This window comes from Pseudomonas sp. MWU12-3103b (assembly GCF_023100615.1).
In the GTDB taxonomy this organism is placed as follows: Bacteria; Pseudomonadota; Gammaproteobacteria; order Pseudomonadales; family Pseudomonadaceae; genus Aquipseudomonas; species Aquipseudomonas putida_A.
The window spans coordinates 144,410-162,598 of sequence record NZ_JALMEY010000016.1 but is presented as its reverse complement, the minus strand read 5'-3'; the positions used below and the strand labels follow the sequence as shown (position 1 = coordinate 162,598).

Annotated in this window: 8 protein-coding genes; 2 read left to right on the top strand and 6 right to left on the bottom strand. The window is 63.8% G+C overall.

Annotated features, from left to right (window positions below; genetic code table 11):
* Positions 1 to 153: 153 nt before the first annotated feature.
* Positions 154 to 1,689 (top strand): FAD-dependent oxidoreductase, encoded by a 1,536-nt coding sequence (locus M0808_RS22930; protein WP_247842518.1) that lies wholly within the window; start codon positions 154 to 156, stop codon positions 1,687 to 1,689.
* Between the two features lie 124 nt (positions 1,690 to 1,813).
* Here M0808_RS22930 and hemB read toward each other — a convergent pair whose 3' ends face one another.
* Together hemB and M0808_RS22920 are read right to left on the bottom strand one after the other, a co-directional pair.
* Entirely contained in the window at positions 1,814 to 2,788 is a 975-nt protein-coding gene (gene hemB / locus M0808_RS22925; protein ID WP_247842517.1) for a porphobilinogen synthase, read from the bottom strand.
* A 244-nt stretch (positions 2,789 to 3,032) separates the two neighbouring features.
* On the bottom strand, positions 3,033 to 3,731 hold the full coding sequence (locus tag M0808_RS22920; protein WP_247842516.1) for a glutathione binding-like protein: 699 nt from the start codon (positions 3,729 to 3,731) through the stop codon (positions 3,033 to 3,035).
* Between the two features lie 223 nt (positions 3,732 to 3,954).
* Here M0808_RS22920 and M0808_RS22915 point away from each other — a divergent pair, with 223 nt between their 5' ends.
* Positions 3,955 to 4,629 (top strand): histidine phosphatase family protein, encoded by a 675-nt coding sequence (locus tag M0808_RS22915; RefSeq protein ID WP_247842515.1) that lies wholly within the window; start codon positions 3,955 to 3,957, stop codon positions 4,627 to 4,629.
* Between the two features lie 136 nt (positions 4,630 to 4,765).
* Here the strand turns inward: M0808_RS22915 and mnmH are convergent, their stop codons facing one another.
* The 4 genes from mnmH to M0808_RS22895 all read right to left on the bottom strand — a co-directional run bounded on the left by mnmH (position 4,766) and on the right by M0808_RS22895 (position 18,084).
* Positions 4,766 to 5,869 (bottom strand): tRNA 2-selenouridine(34) synthase MnmH, encoded by a 1,104-nt coding sequence (mnmH, locus tag M0808_RS22910; RefSeq protein WP_247842514.1) that lies wholly within the window; start codon positions 5,867 to 5,869, stop codon positions 4,766 to 4,768.
* The gene (selD, locus tag M0808_RS22905) at positions 5,869 to 6,903 is read right to left on the bottom strand and encodes a selenide, water dikinase SelD (RefSeq protein WP_247842513.1); all 1,035 of its coding nucleotides are present in this window, start codon (positions 6,901 to 6,903) and stop codon (positions 5,869 to 5,871) included. The genes mnmH and selD overlap by 1 nt, the downstream gene beginning before the upstream one ends.
* A 175-nt stretch (positions 6,904 to 7,078) precedes the next feature.
* The gene (locus M0808_RS22900) at positions 7,079 to 7,465 is read right to left on the bottom strand and encodes a DUF4440 domain-containing protein (RefSeq protein WP_247842512.1); all 387 of its coding nucleotides are present in this window, start codon (positions 7,463 to 7,465) and stop codon (positions 7,079 to 7,081) included.
* Between the two features lie 98 nt (positions 7,466 to 7,563).
* Positions 7,564 to 18,084, bottom strand: a complete 10,521-nt coding sequence (locus tag M0808_RS22895) for an autotransporter-associated beta strand repeat-containing protein (RefSeq protein ID WP_247842511.1) — start codon at positions 18,082 to 18,084, stop codon at positions 7,564 to 7,566.
* Positions 18,085 to 18,189 lie beyond the last annotated feature (105 nt).

Sequence of the window (18,189 nt, the reverse complement as noted above, 5' to 3'; positions counted from 1 at the left end):
GGCAAATTTCACTGTCACCAAATCTCCTGCCAAACACCCGAAAAAAGGCCCCACAGCCCCCACCGCTACGGGGCCTTTTTCCGTCTGACCGATCAACTGGCCACCCTTTCCATCTGATCCATACTTGCTGCACAGCCAACGGAGGAAAGGCCCATGAACCGCAGCGACGTACTGATCATCGGTGCCGGCCCGACCGGTCTGGTGCTGGCCCTGTGGCTGAGCAAACTGGGCGTGCGCGTGCGCATCATCGACAAGGCCTCCGCCCCCGGCAGCACGTCACGAGCGCTGGCGGTGCAGGCGCGCACGCTGGAGTTGTACCGGCAACTGGACTTGGCCGACACCGTGGTGCGCAACGGCCATCGGGTGGCGGCGGCGAATTTCTGGGTCAACGGCAAACCGGTCGCGCAATTGCCGCTGAACCGCATCGGCGAAGGCCTGACGCCGTACGCATTCGTCGAAATCTTCCCCCAGGACCAACACGAACAGCTCCTGCTCGAACGCCTCGAAGACTATGACGTGACGGTTGAGCGCAACACCGAGCTTGAGAGTTTCGAAGAAACCGGCGACGGCCTCAGCGCGCATCTGCGCTTACCGGACGGGCAGCAGGAAATCTGTCAGGCGTGCTTTCTGGCAGGCTGCGACGGCGCGCGCTCGGTGGTGCGCAAAACCCTCGACACCGGGTTCCCGGGCGGCACCTATCAGCAGATTTTCTACGTCGCGGATGTGCAGGCCAGCGGCCCGGCGCTGAATGGCGAGCTGCATCTGGATCTGGACGAAGCGGATTTTCTCGCGGTGTTCCCGCTGGCCGGTGAAGGCCGCGCCCGGCTGATCGGCACGGTGCGTGACGAACGTGCCGACCGCGCCGAAACCCTGCAATTTGCCGACGTCAGCAGCCGCGCCATCGAGCACCTGAAAGTGCACATCGACGAGGTCAACTGGTTCTCCACCTACCGCGTGCATCACCGCGTGGCCGAGCACTTTCGCAGCGGTCGGGCGTTTCTCCTCGGCGACGCCGCGCACGTGCACAGCCCCGCCGGCGGCCAGGGCATGAACACCGGCATCGGCGATGCGATCAACCTGGCGTGGAAACTCGCCGCCGTGCTCAACGGCAGCGCCACGGCGAAGCTGCTCGACACTTACGAAACCGAGCGCATCGCCTTCGCCCGGCGGCTGGTGTCGACCACCGACAAGGTGTTCAGTTTCGTCACCGCCGAAGGGCGCATCGCCGATCTGCTGCGCACGCGCCTGGCACCGTTTCTGATCCCGAAAATGGCCACGTTCGAGGCCAGCCGCGAATTCCTCTTTCGCACCGTCTCACAGGTCACCCTCAACTACCGCGGCATGCCGCTGAGCCAGGGCACGGCCGGCCACGTCCACGGCGGCGACCGCTTGCCGTGGGCGCATGATGGTGAGGGGGATAATTTCGAGCCACTGCGCCAGCCCTGCTGGCAGGTGCACGTGTACGGCGATACCAGCGACGAGATGATCGCCTGGTGCAATGAACACCATCTGTCGCTGCACGTGTTCGACTGGCGGCCGGCGTTTGACACGGCGGGGTTGGGGCGTAACGGTTTTTACCTGTTGCGCCCGGATACTTATGTGGCGATTGCCGATAACAGTGCGGATCCGAAGGTGATCGAGCGGTACTTTCGGGATCACGGGATCCGACCCTACTTCAACTGCCCCTGACCCTACACAGTCCCAATGTGGGAGCGGGCTTGCTCGCGAAGGCGTCGTGTCAGTCAACCTATTCGTTGCTGATACACCGCATTCGCGAGCAAGCCCGCTCCCACAGGGGGTTGTGCGGTATTCGTCAGATCCCGGCCAGCGCCAGATCCATCGCAAAGTAGGTGAAGATCAGATCCGCCCCCGCGCGCTTGATCGCGCCCAGGCTTTCGCGCACCACGCGATCCTCGTCGATTGCACCGGCCTGCGCGCCGAACTTGATCATCGCGTACTCGCCGCTGACCTGATACGCCGACAACGGCAGGTTCGAGGCTTCACGAATGTCGCGGATGATGTCGAGGTACGCACCGGCCGGCTTGACCATCAGCGCATCGGCGCCTTCCTGCTCGTCGAGCAGCGATTCGCGCAGGGCTTCGCGGCGGTTCATCGGGTTCATCTGATAGCTTTTGCGGTCGCCCTTCAGCGCACTGCCGCCGGCCTCGCGGAACGGGCCGTACAACGCCGAGGCGAATTTGGTCGAATAAGCCATGATCGGAATCTGGGTGAAACCTGCGTCATCCAGCGCGCGGCGAATCGCCCGCACCTGACCGTCCATCGCCGCCGACGGGGCAATCACGTCAGCACCGGCACGCGCCGCCGCCACAGCTTGCTTGCCGAGGTTGATCAGGGTCTGGTCGTTGTCGACTTCGTGGTTGTGCATCACGCCACAGTGGCCGTGATCGGTGTATTCGCAGAAGCAGGTGTCGGACATCACGATCATTTCCGGCACGGCGTCCTTGGCAATCCGCGACATACGCGAAACCAGACCGTCTTCGCGCCAGGTGTCGCTGCCGTTGGCGTCCAGATGATGGGACACGCCAAAGGTCATCACCGACTTGATCCCGGCACGGGCATAACGCTCGATTTCACTGGCCAGCTTGCGCTCGGGAATGCGCATCACCCCCGGCATGCTCTTGATCGGCACGAAGTCGTCGATCTCTTCTTCGACGAAAATCGGCAGCACCAGATCATTCAGGCTGAACTCGGTTTCCTGGAACAGGCTGCGCAGGCTCGCATTGCGGCGCAGACGGCGGGGACGTGCTTCGGGGAACTGGCTGGACATGGGGCTTTCCTGAAATCGGAAGATGAGACGAAAGTCGTAGGGGGCGAAGCTTATGCCTTCGTTGGGCGCAGGTACAAACCTGGATCAATCAACAGTGCGTTACCGAGGACGCAATAATCTGCGGGCGTCATCACTATTCCTGTGGGAGCGGGCTTGCTCGCGAAGGAGGTGTATCAGAAAAAGACGTGTTGACTGACACGACGCCTTCGCAAGCAAGCCCGCTCCCACAGGGTTATGTGTGGCCTCAGGAAGGAATGGTCAACCCGCGCTCCACAGCCGGGCGAGCCAGAAAGCGCTCCAGCACCCGGGTCACGTTCGGGAAATTATTGATCCCGACCAGATCCCCCGACTCATAGAAGCCGATCAGGTTACGCACCCACGGAAACGTGGCGATGTCGGCGATGGTGTAGCGCTCGCCCATGATCCAGTCGCGACCTTCCAGGCGTTTATCCAGCACGCTGAGCAGGCGTCTGCTCTCCTCGACATAGCGGTCACGCGGACGCTTGTCCTCGTAGTCCTTGCCGGCGAATTTGTTGAAGAAGCCGAGCTGGCCGAACATCGGGCCGATACCGCCCATCTGGAACATCAGCCACTGAATCGTCTCGTAACGCAGCGCGCCTTCCTGGGCGAGCAACTGGCCGCTCTTGTCGGCGAGGTAGATCAGGATTGCGCCGGATTCGAACAGCGGCAGCGGCTGGTCTTGCGGGCCGTGGGGGTCGAGGATCGCCGGGATCTTGTTGTTGGGGTTCAGCGACAAAAATTCCGGGGACATCTGGTCTTGCGTGTCGAAACCCACGCGGTGCGGCTCGTAGGGCAGGCCGATCTCTTCGAGCATGATCGAGACCTTGACGCCGTTGGGGGTCGGCAGGGAATAGAGTTGAATCCAGTCGGGGTACTGCGCCGGCCATTTCTGGGTGATGGGGAACGCGGACAGATCGGTCATGGGAAACATCCAGTCACATGGGAAGCGCTGATCATAATCCAGGAACCGTAACATTCTGCAGCTAGTGTGCAGAAGCCAGGATCGAACCAAGCGGCCTCAGTGGACTCTGAGCTATGTCTTTGCAAGGGAAGTACGACACGACATGGACAACACCCGGTGCTGGGAGCCCGCGGTGTAAGGGTTGGTCAGCCCCAACCGAATTTGCTGAAGAATCCTATATTCAATGACGAACCTCATGAGTTTCGCCAAACGCTTCAAACATCGCGCCTATGTGGCCCTGCCCTCCCTGCTGGCAGTCAGTGCGCTGACCTTGTCGCTCGAATCGAGCCAGATTCGCGCGCAACCGGTGGACGGTACGCAGACACTGATCTTCCTGCGCCACGCGGAAAAACCCGAGGGCGGTCTCGGCCAGCTCAACTGTCAGGGTCTGAACCGGGCGATCGAGCTGTCGACCCTGCTGCCGGAAAAATTCGGCAAGGCCGACTACGTGTTTGCCGCCAACCCGACGCGCAATGTCGAGGAAGGCGAACTGGACAATTCCTACAGCTACATCCGTCCGTTGATGACCATCAGCCCCGCCGCGATCAAGCTCGGCCTGCCGGTGAACATCGAGTTCTCTGCCAACGACACCAGTGATCTGGCGCGCGAGCTGACCGAGGACAAGTACCACAACGCGACGATCTACACCGCGTGGTCGCACGGTTATCTGCCGGAACTGATCAACAAAGTCGCGGGCAAGGCAGTCGGCGAAAAGCAGACCATCACCGATGACTGGGCGGCTGGCGATTTCGATTCGCTGTACGTGCTGACCCTGACCTGGCACAACGGCAAGGCCAGTCTGCAGAGCCACAGCTACAAGCAGGGGCTGGATAACGGCAAGGCGACCTGTCCGACTTGAGTGTTGCGCTGCCTGTACCGGCCCTTTCGCGAGCAAGCCCGCTCCCACAGGGGATCTGCGTCAGGCAGAAATTTCTGCCCAGTGGAGACCCAATGTGGGAGCGGGCTTGCTCGCGAAGAGGCCCGCAAGAGCACCCTCAAACCCGCTGATTCAGCCGCTCATGCAGATACTCCAGCACCGCCCCGCGCTCCCCGGCAAACTCGATCCGCCCGCCCTTCTTCTCACGCTGGAACGCATACATCGGGTCGTAATACTCGCGCAGCAACACGCTGATCCAGTCACGGAACTGCTCGACCGAACCGCTGCGCGCCTGCTCCGCCAAGGCCTCTTCCATCTGCAGGAACATCCGCTGATGGCGTTCGCCGCCCAGCCGGCGCTGGATATTGTTCAAACTCGCAATCAGCCGCTCGGCATACAGCGCAAAGCCCTGCTCGCCATGCACCGCGACAAACTCGGCGTGCAGGTTGATCACGTAATCCTGCAGAATCCGCTCGACCCGCTGCTCCAGGCTGTCTTCGAGCCAGACCATCGGCGCCACTTGCATGCCTCGGTACAGCGGCAATGGCAAGGCACAACTGCCGACTACCCGGCTCTCGTCTTCCAGCACAAACTGCTGGATCCCGCCGGCGCGTTTTTTCAGCAGATCAACGGCCAGACGGTTTTCAAAATCGATGTTGGTCGGTTGCCCGGTGGCGCGCTTGCCGAAACTCGAACCCCGATGATTGGCGTGGCCTTCCAGATCCAGTCCGTTGCGCAACTGCACCAGCAGTTCGGTCTTGCCGGTGCCGGTCATGCCGCCCAGCAGCACCATATCGCACTCGGCCACGGCGTGATCGATCGTCTCCAGCAGGAACGTACGCATCGCCTTATAGCCACCGCCGACACGCGGGTAATCGATCCCGCCCTCTTCCTTGATCCATTGCTGGACGATCTGCGAACGCAGGCCGCCGCGAAAGCAATACAGATAGCCGTCGGGGTGTGCCCGGGCAAACTCGACCCAGCCCTGAATGCGCTGCTCACGCACTTCAGCAGACACCAGCCGCTCACCCAGGGCGATGGCGGCTTGTTGTCCATGCTGCTTGTAGCAAGTCCCCACCTGCTCGCGCTCGCGGTCGTTCATCAGCGGCAGGTTGACCACGCCCGGAAACGCGCCGTGGGCAAACTCGATCGGCGCACGGGCATCCATCATCGGCCGGTCGTTGAGGAAAATGTCGCGGTAATCGGTGCAGTCGCGTGACATCAGATCACCTCGACTGCGTGGGTCTGTCGCTCGACCAGCTCGCCGATCGGCGCCAGGTCCAGGCCCAGTTCGGCAGCCACGGCGAGGAATTCGGCGTTGCCTTCCGGTGTAACTGCAATCAGCAGACCGCCGCTGGTCTGCGGGTCGCACAGCACGCGCTTGTGCAACTCCTGCAGACGACCGAGCTTGCTCGAATAGCTGTCAAAGTTGCGCAAGGTGCCACCGGGCACACAGCCCTGTTCGAGGTAGTACTCGACGCTGTCCAGACGCGGCACATGGTTGTAGCCGATGCGCGCGGTCAGGTGGCTGCCGTCGGCCATTTCCACCAGATGCCCGAGCAGGCCGAAACCGGTAACGTCGGTCATCGCGGTGACGCCGGCCAGTTTGCCGAAACGGCTGCCGGGTTTGTTCAGGGTGCACATCCAGTCGCGGGCCACACCAATGTCGCTGGAACGCAATTTGCCTTTCTTCTCGGCGGTGGTGAGGATGCCGATGCCCAACGGCTTGGTCAGGTAAAGCAGGCAACCGGCGGTAGCGGTGTCGTTGCGCTTCATGTGGCGCTTTTCCACCAGACCGGTCACGGCCAGGCCGAAAATCGGCTCCGGCGCATCGATCGAATGCCCGCCGGCCAGCGGAATGCCGGCGGCGTCACACACCGCGCGCCCGCCGCGAATCACTTCCCGCGCCACTTCCGGCGCCAGCACATTCACCGGCCAGCCGAGGATCGCAATCGCCATCAACGGATCGCCGCCCATCGCATAGATGTCGCTGATCGCATTGGTCGCAGCGATCCGGCCGAAGTCGAACGGATCGTCGACAATCGGCATGAAGAAGTCGGTGGTCGACACCACACCGCGCTCGGCGTCGATCTCGTACACCGCCGCATCATCACGCGAGGCATTGCCGACCCACAGTTTCGGGTCAAGGTTCTGCGCACCGCTGCCGGCCAGAATCACTTCCAGCACCTGCGGGGAAATCTTGCAGCCACAACCGGCACCGTGGCTGTATTGGGTCAGGCGAATCGGCTCGCTCATGGGAGAGTCTCTGGCAGTTGATGGGGCGGATTCTAGCAGAGCGCGGGCCGGCTGATTTTTGCGCTGACTGTCACGGCCCCTTCGCGAGCAAGCCCGCTCCCACAGGGGATCGCTGTCATCCACAAATCCTGTGTTCACTGAAGATCCAGTGTGGGAGCGGGCTTGCTCGCGAAAGCTATCGACGGGTCTCCACGGTTTCACGGCCGGGCACAAAAGTGCCCTGATGAAAAACCATCTGCCACTGCTCACCCTGCCGCCGCCATACCGAACTGCGCAAACTGTCCGCCGGCATCCGCTGGTCGACAGCGCCGGTATGGCAGTGATACGTCACCAGCGCCGAATCTTCCGACAAGGGCTTGAGCGTGAACTGACTGACGGTACGTTGTGTGAATGTCTGCTGCGGCAATGCTTCTAGTACATCGGATTTATTCCAGATGCCGCCACTGACGCCGAATTCGACAAAGTCGTCCGCGATCAATCGCGCCAGTTCAGCGACGTCCTCGCGCACGGCGCGCGACAGCAGGCGGTTTTCCAGATGCAACAAATGCTTCGACAGATCCATCTCGTTCCTACCTCATTGCATAAATCACTTTCCCCAAAGGCCTTTGATTGTGCAAAAAAAACCGCCCTTTCGGGCGGCTAAAGTACTTCGACCATGATTCAGAAGCTTTGACTGAAGCTGATGTTGAACGCGCTGTCGTTGTTGTCGCTCGACACCTGGCCCGAGTAGCCGATGCCCAGCTTGCCGGTCGGGGTGACCTGGAAGTCGATGCCGGCTTCGAGCAATGCGCTGTCCTTGGCGATGGGTACGCCCTGGGTGCTGAACGAGGCGCCGCCGTCGATGAAGGTCAGGTCGGCGTCAGGTTTGGTGTCGCCGTAGGCATGCCGCCAGCCGATGGCCGCGCGTGGCGTCAGTTGGCTGCCGTTGGCCAGGGTCACCAATTTGCCGACACGCACACCGAGGGTCGAGTAGGTGATGTCCTGATCGGCGTCGGCCTTCAGGCGCCCCACTCCCCCTTTTTCCTTGCCGGTGTCGCTGTCGTAGTTGACGTAGGCCAGCCCGGCGAACGGTTCGATGGCAACGCCTGCCGCGTTGATCGCGTAACCCACTTCACCGAACACCTGCGCACTGCGCGCGTCGTAATCGGCCTTCAGGCGATCGTTGTAAGTACCGACGCTGACATCGCGCTTGGTCTCGATGCTGTGCCAGCTGTAAGCCGCGCCGAGGCGCACCGCCAGTGCATCGAATTGCGAGTTCAGATACCCGGCGAGGTGGTAGCTGTCGACCTTGGCATCTGAGTTGCGATCATGCGCGTTGAGGTTGCTGCGGGTGTAGCCGGCCGCCATCCCGGCACGCCAGGTGTCATCCAGAGCCTTGTCGGTGCCGAGCATGAAACCGCCGAGGTTGCGATCGACTTTTGCCGTGTTGCTGTCGCCGCCCATGTCGCCCCAGGCACCGATAGCCCGGATCCAGCCGACCATTTCCCCGTGGCAGCCGTTGCTGCTCAGTTGCGTGTCGCTCGGTGCCAGGGTTTTGCGTGGATCATCCGCGGCGCTGCACGATGGCTGGCGCATGCGGTCATTGACCGCCTCGCGGATGAAGCGCGAGTCCTCCAGCATGGCGCTGGCGGTGCTGGCGTGGATTTCACCCGACAGGCTGTCGAACGCATTGCGCGCACCGGCCACGCTGAGGTTGACGATCTGGTTCTGCAACGCCGCGCCGGCCGCTCCGTTATTGGACAGTGCCGTGGCGGTGCCGCGCTGGTTGCCCGTGGCAGCGACATCGGCGAACGAGTTGCCGTTGCGGCTCACGGCCAGGGTCACCGAATCGGCACCGTAGATCAGCGAGCTGTCGAGGAACGCGTACTGCGGCAGATCGGTGGCACTGAAGGTGCCGGTCACCCCACCGCCCGCAGTGATCAGCGAGTAGGTGGTATTGCCGGTGAACGGCGCCAGGCTGTTGACCACCAGACCGCCGCCCAATGCCGCCGTACCACCCACCGCCAGCGGTGTCGCGGTTGGCGAGCTGACCGTCAGCGCCAGTACACCATCACTGCCGTTGATCAGGTTGCCGGCCACGCTCAAGGTGCCGTCAGCGCCACCGGAAGCCACCACACCGTGGTTGACCACCGAACCGACGCTGCCGTTACCGCTCAGGCCTGCGCCGTTGGCGACCGTGACTTGTGCGCCCAGCGAAGCCCGGGCCGCACGGCTGCCGACTTGCAGCAAGCCTTGATCGACGGAAACCGTACCGCTGAACGGTTGATTGCCAACCATCAACAGGCGACTCACGCCGCGTTTGAACAGCGCGCCGGTGCCGTTGAGCACACCATTGAACTGGCCATCGGTGTTTTGCTGGAACACCAGTGTGGCGTTGTCGGTGATGTTGCCTTGCAAACTCGTGGTGTTACCGATCAGCGTACCGCCACTGACGGTGGTACCACCGCTGTAGGTATTGGCGCCAGTCAGCACGAGGGTGCCGGAATCGAGTTTCTCGATACCGCCGGTGCCGATCAGCGGCACGTCGATTTCAGCACTGGCCCCGGCATTGACCCGCACCGGCGCCAGACTGCCGTCGGCACCGTTGACCGGCGTCAGCGTACCGCCAGCCCCCGGCACCAGGTTGTAACCTGCGGCGAGGAACTGCAGACCGGTGAAGTTCTGATTGCCCTGCACAGTGACGGTACCCGCCTGGCCACCAAACACTGCGAATTGACCATTGGACGCCAGCGCCTGCGTACCGCTCGGATCGGTCCAGTTGGTGCCCGGTCCCCACACGCCGCTACCGCCACCAATGCTGCCGTCAGGATTGGTAGTGCCGCCGTTCCAGAACTGCACCTCACCCGGACTGCCCTGCACCAGCAGGTTGACCTGATTGGCGATCGCGGTTTGCAGAGTCAGGTTGGCCGCCGATACCGGGAGGCTGCCGTAGACCAGACCGTTGTCGGTCAGGCTGCCGCCATAGCGGAACAATTGATAGACCCCAGTGCCGAAGCCGCCGGCGTTGCTGACATTCAGCGTACCGTCGAGGGTCAGGTTACCGGCGACGTTGACCACCGTGGTGGAGCTGGCGGCCGAGCCGAGGCTGAAGTCCAGGTTGGTGCCCGAGGACAATGCCAGCGAGCCGACCGACAACGGTGTAGCCGTGCCGCCACCGGTCAGCGTCGCACCGCTGGCCAGTTGCACGTTGCCGCCCAGTTGTCCGCTGCCACCGACTTTCGCACCACTGGCGACGTTGACGTTGGCGCTGTTGAGCACGCCGTTGACGATCAGGTTGCCGGCCTGCACCGAGGTGTTGCCGGTGAAGGTGTTGTTGCCGGTCAGGAGCAATTGGCCGGTGCCGGTTTTGTTCAGCGTGCCGGCGCCGGTGAGGTTGCCGGTGTAGCTGCCGTCGGCGTTCTGCGCGAAGGTCAGCGCCGCGTTGTTGACGATGGCGCCTTGCAGGCTGCTGGTGTCGCCGGTGGTAGTACCAGCGTTCAGCGTGGTGCCGCCGCTGTAGGTGTTGGCGCCGCTAAGCACGAGGTCAGCGCTGCCGTTTTTCACCAGGCTGCCGGTGCCGGTGATGGCGCCGAGCAGCGTGGTGTTCTGGCTGCCGGCCAGGGTCAGTTGCGACCCCAGATTGATCGCGTTGGCCAGTTGCAGCGCCGAGGTGCTGTCGAGGCTGGCGTTGCCGGTCACGCTCAGTGCACCGCTGCTGATTGCGCTGTTGTTGCCCAGCACCAGCGTACCGCCAGCGAGCTGAGTACCACCGCTGTAGGTGTTGCTGCCGTTGAGGGTCAGGCTCGAAGCGCCAGACTTGATCAGGCTGCCCGCCCCACTGACTACACCGTCGAGGGTCAAGGCGTTGCTGCCTGCGACAGTCAGGCCACCGTTCACCACCACATCGTTGCCCAGCGTGACGGCCGCGTTGCTGTCCAGCGCGGTGCCGTCCGCAGCGGTCAACACACCGCTGCCGAGCGCTGCGTTGTTGCCCACGACGATCTTGCCGCCATTGAGCGCGGTGCCGCCGGTGTAGCCGTTGGCGGCGTTGAGCACCAGCGTGCCGGTGTCGTATTTGCCGAGGGTGCCGCTGCCGTTAAGCGCAACGCCGACGGTCGCGGTGGCGTTCGGATCGACTCGCACCGTGGCGTTACCCAACGAACCGTTGACCAGATTCAGCGAACCCGCGGTGCCGTCCTGCAGGCTGTAGCCATCGGTGACGAACTGCATGCCGGTGATGGTTTGTGCGCCGTTCACGGTGACCGTGCCCGCCGTGCCCTGGAACACCGCGAAGTTGTTGGTCCAGGCCTGATTGGTGGTGCCGTTGACGTCGGTCCAGTTGGTGGTGCCGGTGCCCCAGGTGCCGCTGCCGCCATCGACCGAGCCGTTGGCCACCAGTTGGTTGCCGTCCCAGAACTGCACGGTGACGCCCGGTGCGGTAACCAGCAGGTTGATCTGGTTGGCCAGCGCCGTTTGCAGGGTCAGATCGCCTGGGGTGACGCTGCCCGGCACCGTGCCGATCAGCATGCCGTTGTCGGTCAGGCCGCCGGTGTAGTTGATCAACCGGTACACGCCGCTGCCGAAACCGCCGATGTCGCTGACGTTAAGGGTGCCGTCGAGGGTCAGGTTGCCGCCAACATTCACCAGTGCGTTCCCACCACCGGAGACCGGCGTGCCCAGTCCGACATCAAAGTTGGAGTTGGCGTTGAACACCAGCGAATCCACCGCCAGCGTGCTGCCGGTGGCGCCGGCCAGATGACCGCCGTCGGCCACGCTCACCGCGCCGCCCAGCGAGCCGCCGCCCGTCAGGGTGCCGCCGCTGTTGACCAGCACACTGGCGCTGTCCAGCGAGCCGCTGACGTTCAAGGTGCCGGCGTTGACCGTGGTGTTGCCGGTCAGGCTGTTGAGGCCGGTCAGGGTCAGGGTTCCGGTGCCGAGCTTGTTCAATTCGCCGGTTCCGGTGAGTACACCGGCGAAAAGGCTGCTGGCGTTGTTGCCGCCGATGCTCAGGGTGTTGCCGCCGCCGATCAGCGCTGTACCGCTACCGGTCAGGCTGGCGAGACTGCCGGAGCCGCCGAGGTTCAGCGTCGCCGCAGCGCCGAGATTGACTCCGGCATTGCTGCCCAATGCCGAGTTGCCCAGTGTCGTGAGGCTGCCCGATTGCACATCAAAGGTGCCGCTGAAGGTGTTGTTGCCGGACAGCGTCAGGTCGGCCAGACCATTCTTGGTCAGGGTGCCCGCCCCGGCGATTACGCCACCGAGCGTCAGGTTGTTGTTGCCAGCCACGCTCAGGTTGGCATTGACGTTGACGTTGTTGGCCAGCACCAGCGGCGCGGTGGTGTCGAGGGTCGACGCACCCGCCACGGTTACCGCGCCGGAGCCCAGGCCCGCCGAGGTGCCGAGGGTCACGGTGCCGGCGTTCAGTGTGGTGCCGCCGCTGTAGGTGTTGATGCCGTTGAGCGTCAGGTTGGACGCGCCGTTCTTGATCAGAGCGCCGGTGCCGCTGACCACGCCGCTGAGCGCTACGTCGCTGCTGCCGGTATTGGTCAGACTGGCGTTGAGCACCACGTTGTTGCCCAGCGACACCGCGGTGTTGCTGTCCAGCGCCGAGGCACCGGCCACGGTCAGGTTGCCCAGGCCGAGTGCGCCGTTGTTGCCGGCGGTCAGTGTGCCGGCGTTGAGGGTGACGCCGCCGAGGAAGTTGTTGGCCCCGCTCAGGATCAGGTTGGCCGCGCCATTCTTGGTCAGGCTGCCGGCGCCATTGATCGCACCGCTCAGTGTCAGATCGTTGCTGCCGACGACATCAAGGTTGCCCGCCAGATTGATCGCGTTACCCGCCGTAAAGGCGCCGCTGGCATCCAGTGTGGTGCCGCTCGCCGCGTTCAGAGTGGCCGAGCCCAGCGCGCTGTTCGACGCCAGAATCAAGCCGCCCGCATTCAGCGCCACCGGCCCGAGGAAAGCGTTGTTGCCGCCGAGGGTCAGGCTGGCCGCGCCATTTTTGATCAGGCCACCAGTCCCGCCGATCACGCCGTTGAGGGTCAGCGCATTACTGCCGACCACCGTCAGATTGCCATTGAGCGTTGCCGCGTTCGCCAAAGTGACCGCTGTGTTGCTATCGAGTTGTGTGCCAGCGTTGGCGGTCAGCGTGCCGCTGCCCAGCGCGGTGTTGCTGCCGACGATGATCTTGCCGCCGTCCAGTTGCGTGCCGCCGGTGTAGCTGTTGGCACCGTTGAGTACCAGGGTGCCGGCATCGAGTTTGTTGAGGATGCCGCTGCCGTTGATGTCCACGCCGACCGTGGCGGTCACGCCCGGATCGACCCGCATCGCCGTGGTGCCGCCGGTGCCATTGACGGCGGTCAGCAGACCCGACGTGCCGTTGACCACGTTGTAGCCATCGGTGAGGAATTGCATCCCGGTGAACAGTTGCGTGCCGTTGACCGACACTGTGCCGGCCGTGCCCTGGAACACCGCAAAATCGCCGGCCCAGGTCTGGTTCAGCGTGCCGTTGGAATTGGTCCAGTTGGTGCCGCCGGCAGTCCATGTACCGGTGCCGCCGTCCACATTACCGTTCGGGATGGTCTGGCTGCCGTCCCAGAAACGCAGGTTGGTGTTCGGTGCCGACACCACCAGGTTCACCTGATTGCCAAGGGTCTGCACAAGGATGTCACCGAGGCCATAACCCACCGGCACACCGGCCACGGTCAGGCCGTTGTCGGTCAGTGCGCCGATGTAGTTGAACAAGCGATAGACACCGACGCCAAAGCCGCCGGCATCGGTGACGTTGAGGTTACCGTCGAGGGTCAGGTTGCCGCCGATGTTCATCAGCGAGGAGGTCGATGGCGTGGCGAGGCTCGCGTCGACATTGCTGTTGGCAGTGAGAATCAGCGACGAGGTGGACAAGGTGTTGCCCGAGGACAACGCCAGATGACCGCCGCTGTTAATGGTGATGAAGCCAAGCGCCGAACCGGTACCTGTGAGCGTGGCGCCGTTGTTGATATTGAGCTGGGTGCTGGCCAGCGAACCGGTGAGATTCAGCGTACCGCCGTTGACATTGGTGTTGCCGGTAAGGCCGTTGCTGCCGGTGAGGTTCAGCGTCCCGGTACCGACTTTGGTCAGCGCACCGCTGCCACCGAGGTCACCGTCAAAGGTGCTGGTGTTGCTCAGCCCCCCCACGGTCAAGGTATTGCCGCCGGCGATCTGCACACTGCCGCTGCCGCTCAAGCCGTTGAGGCTGGCGCTGCTGTTGAGATAGAGATTGGCACCGGCGCTGATGTTGGCGCCGGAGGTGTTGCCCAGCGCCCCGCTGCTCACGGTGGTGACGCTGCCGGAGGCGATGTTCAGCGCACCAGTGAAGGTGTTGTTGCCGCTGAGCGTCAGATCGCCAAAGCCGTCCTTGGTCAGGCTGCCGGCGCCATCGATCACGCCGCTGAGGTTCAGGGTGTTGCTGCCGGCCAGGGTCAGGCCGGCGTTGAGGGTGATGTTGTTGCCGACGCTCATGCCGGTGCTGGTGTCCAGCGTCGAAGCGCCACCGACGGTCAGGCCGCCACTGCCCAACGCAGCGGCCGAGCCCAGTGTCAGCGTACCCGCGTTGAGCGTGCTGCCACCGCTGAAGGTGTTGGTGCCGTTGACGGTCAGGTTGGCGCTACCGTTCTTGACCAGTTGGCCGGCGCCGCTGATCACGCCGCCGAGGGTCAGGTCCTGGGTGCCGCCGACGCTCAGCGCCGCATTGAGCACGACCGTGTTGGCCAGGCTGACCAGCGGCGAACTGCTGTCGAGCGTTGCCGCGCCGCCAACGGTCAACGCACCGGTGCCGAGCGCCGAACTGTTGCCGGCGGTCACCGTACCGGCGTTCAGCGTGGTGCCGCCGGCGTAGGTGTTGGTGCCGTTGAGGTTGAGATTGGCCGCGCCGTTTTTCACCAGACTGCCGGCTCCGGCGACAGTCCCGGTGAGGGTCAGGTCGGCGCTACCACCCACGTTCATCGCACCGGCCAGGTTGACCTGGTTGCCCAGCGTGACGGCGGTGTTGGTGTCCAGCGTGGTGCCGGCCGCCGCGTTCAATGCGCCGCTGCCGAGCGCGGTATTGCTGCCGACAATCAGCTTGCCGACGTTGAGAGCGGTGTTGCCGAAGTAAGTGTTGGCGCCGTTGAGGATCAGGTCGGCCGGGCCGCTTTTGGTCAGACCACCGACCCCGGAGACCACGCCTGCGAGGGTCAGCGCGTTGCTGCCGCCGATTGTCACGTTGCCGCCGAGGTTGACGTTGTTCGCCAGGCTGGTCGCGGTGCTGGCGTCCAGCGTGGTGTTGTTGCCAGCGTTGAGCACGCCGGTGCCGAGCGCGGTGTTGGAGCCGACGATCAGTGTCCCGGCGTTCAGCGACGTAGAGCCGGTGTAGGTATTGGCGCCGGTGAGGGTCAGGGTCGAAGCGCCAGTCTTGATCAGGTTGCTGCTGCCGCTGATCACGCCGCCGAGGGTCAGCGGGTTGGCACCGCCGGCAGTCAGGTTGGCGTTCAGGGCAATCGCGTTGTTCAGCGTCACGTTGGCGCTGCTGTTAAGCGTTGCGCCCGCACCGCCCACGGTCAACGTGCCGGTGCCGAGTGCCGCGCCGTTGCCGACGGTCAGGCTGCCGGCGTTGAGCGCGGTGCCACCGGTGAAGGTGTTGGCGCCGTTGAGGGTCAGGTTGGCCGTGCCGTTCTTGATCAACTGGCTGGCGCCGCTTAGCACGCCGCCGAGGATCATGCCGTTGCTGCCGCCGATGGCCAGGTTGCCGTTGAGGGCGACGTTGTTGTTGAGGATGACCGAGGTGTTGCTGTCGAGGGTCGCGGCGTTCGCGACGGTCAGGTCGCCGCTGCCCAATGCGGCGGCGTTGCCAACGGTCAGGGTGCCGGCATTCAGCGTGGTTCCGCCACTGAAGGTGTTGGCGCCGTTGAGAATCAGGTTGGCCGCGCCGTTCTTGGTCAGCCCGCCACTGCCGCTGACTATGCCGCCGAGAGTCAGATTGGCGTTGCCGGCGATGTTCAGGTTGCCGCCGAGGGCGACCGCGTTGCTCAGCGCCACGGTGGTGCTGGCGTCGAGGGTGGTGCCCGCCGCCGTGGTCAGCGCGCCGGTGCCCAGCGCGGTGTTGGAGCCGACGATCAGCGTGCCATTATTCAGCGCGGTGCCACCGGAGAACGTGTTGTTGCCGCTGAGGGTCAGGTTCGCAGTGCCGCCCTTGATCAGGTTGCCGGCGCCGCTGATGACACCACTCAAACCAAGCGCCTGAGTGCCACCGATGGTCAGCCCGCCTGCCAGCGCGACGGCATTGGCTAACGTCACGGCGGCGGTCGCATCCAGCGTGGTGCCGGCCGCCGCGTTCAATGCGCCCGTGCCGAGGGCGGTGTTGCTGCCAACGAGCAAGCTGCCGCCATTGAGTGCGGTGGTGCCGCTGTTGGTGTTGTTGCCGGTCAGGGTCAGGCTGGCGCTGCCGCTCTTGGTGATCGCACCGGTGCCGGAGACGATGCCGCCCAGGGTCAGCGCATTGCTGCCGAGCACGTTCAGCGCACCGGTGATGCCGACGTTGTTGCCCAGTGTCACGTTGCCGGTGCTGTCGAGGCTGGTGCCGTTGCTGGTGTTGAGCACACCGGTACCCAGTGCGTTGTTGTTGCCGACGCGCAAGGCCCCGGCACTGAGACTGGTGATCCCGGTGTAGGTGTTGATGCCGTTGAGGGTCAGGCTGCCGCTGCCGGTCTTGGTCAGGTTGGCGGCGCCGCTGATTACCCCGCCCAAGGTCAACGCACCGGTGCCGGTTGCGGTGAGGGTGCTGTTGAGCGTGATCGCGTTAGCCAGTGAAATCGGTGCCGTCGCTGAAATGCTCGAAGAGCCGCCAACCGTGATGCCACCGGTACTGAACGACTGGTTGTTGCCCACCAGCACCACACCGCCATTGAGCACGGTGTTGCCGGTGTAAGTGTTGATGCCGTTGAGGTTGAGCTGGCCGCTGCCGATCTTGGTCAGGCCGCCCGTGCCGGAAATCACCCCGTTGAGGGTCGTGCCGTTGATGCCCTGCAGGGTCAGGCCGCCGGCGCCCAGGTTGATCTGGTTGGCCAGCGTCAAACCGGCATTGCTGGCCTGGAGGATCCCGCCGTTGGACGTCAGCACGCCGCTGCCGAACGCCGCGTTGTCGTTAAACTGCGCGACACCGCCATTGAGGGTGGTCGCACCGCTGACCAACGGCCCCTGCAAGGTCCAGGTGCCGCTGTTGAGGGTCAGGTTGTTGAAGTTGACGTAGGTGGCGCTGGACGCCGTGCCCGTCCCGGTGGTGCCGCCGCCAAGGCCGATCGGGTTTTGCAGAATCAGCGTGTTGGTACCCGCCGCGCCGCCATCGATCGTTCCGGTCGGGGCGAAGGTCAGGTTGATGCCGATCAGGCCACCGAGGCCGACGGAGACTTGCACACCGTCGCCGACGTTAACGCTGGAACCGGTGATCGCGTAGAAGGTGTTGGTGCTGCCCGCCCCCATCGACACACCGCCGGTGATGTTGCCGGCGTTGGTGAAGGTGTTGCCCGCCACTGACGTTTCGAACGCAATCCGGCCATTGATGGTGCCGCTGGCACTGTTGGTCATGTTGACTTGCGAACCGCCATACACCCCGACCACCGGGGTATCGGCCAGGGTGATGCCGCCGACCGACAGCCCGGTGGAGGTGATGGTGCCGTCGTTGGTGATGGTCGTGGTGCCCGACACCGAGTTGTTCACGGCAATCCCCAGCCCGTCGATGCTGGTCAGGTTGAGCCCGAGCAACATGCCGGTGCCGCGAATCAGCCCGGTGGCGTTGTTGACGATGCTCACCGTGCTGGTCGCGCCGGTACCGATGAACGCACCGCCACTGAGGATCGACACCAGGCCCAGCAAGGCCGGGTCGAGGGTGCCGGAGTTGTTCAGGTTGATGTTGGCCCCGGTCAGGTTGAGCACCTTGCCGCCCAGGGTGGCGTTCATCTGCGCTCCGTTGGTGACGTTGACCGTCAGGCCGCTGGTGGCACTGCTGTAGTCATTGAGAAACAGCGGCAGCGTCGGGACGCCCGAACAGGTAATCGTCGAACCAGCCGCCGAGCAGGTCGCGAGCGCCTGCTCGCTGACGCCGCCGAACAACAGTCCGGCAACGCTCAGGTGCACAGCAAGGGAAAGTGGGGAAAAACGCGAAACGAGGGCGACACCAAACCTTGCTTCCACGGGCTACTCCTTGTCGTGGCCAAATTCTTCCTTGAAGGCGTGGGAGACGTGCTTATTCCACACGCGAATCAAGACTGCGACGGTCATCACAAAACCGCGTCTTGG

Coding starts and splice junctions, on each gene's coding strand:
- hemB (WP_247842517.1), bottom strand. CDS start 2,788: ATGTCCAGCCAGTTCCCCGAAGCACGTCCCCGCCGTCTGCGCCGCAAT.
- M0808_RS22915 (WP_247842515.1), top strand. CDS start 3,955: ATGACGAACCTCATGAGTTTCGCCAAACGCTTCAAACATCGCGCCTAT.
- M0808_RS22930 (WP_247842518.1), top strand. CDS start 154: ATGAACCGCAGCGACGTACTGATCATCGGTGCCGGCCCGACCGGTCTG.
- mnmH (WP_247842514.1), bottom strand. CDS start 5,869: ATGTCACGCGACTGCACCGATTACCGCGACATTTTCCTCAACGACCGG.
- M0808_RS22900 (WP_247842512.1), bottom strand. CDS start 7,465: ATGGATCTGTCGAAGCATTTGTTGCATCTGGAAAACCGCCTGCTGTCG.
- M0808_RS22920 (WP_247842516.1), bottom strand. CDS start 3,731: ATGACCGATCTGTCCGCGTTCCCCATCACCCAGAAATGGCCGGCGCAG.
- selD (WP_247842513.1), bottom strand. CDS start 6,903: ATGAGCGAGCCGATTCGCCTGACCCAATACAGCCACGGTGCCGGTTGT.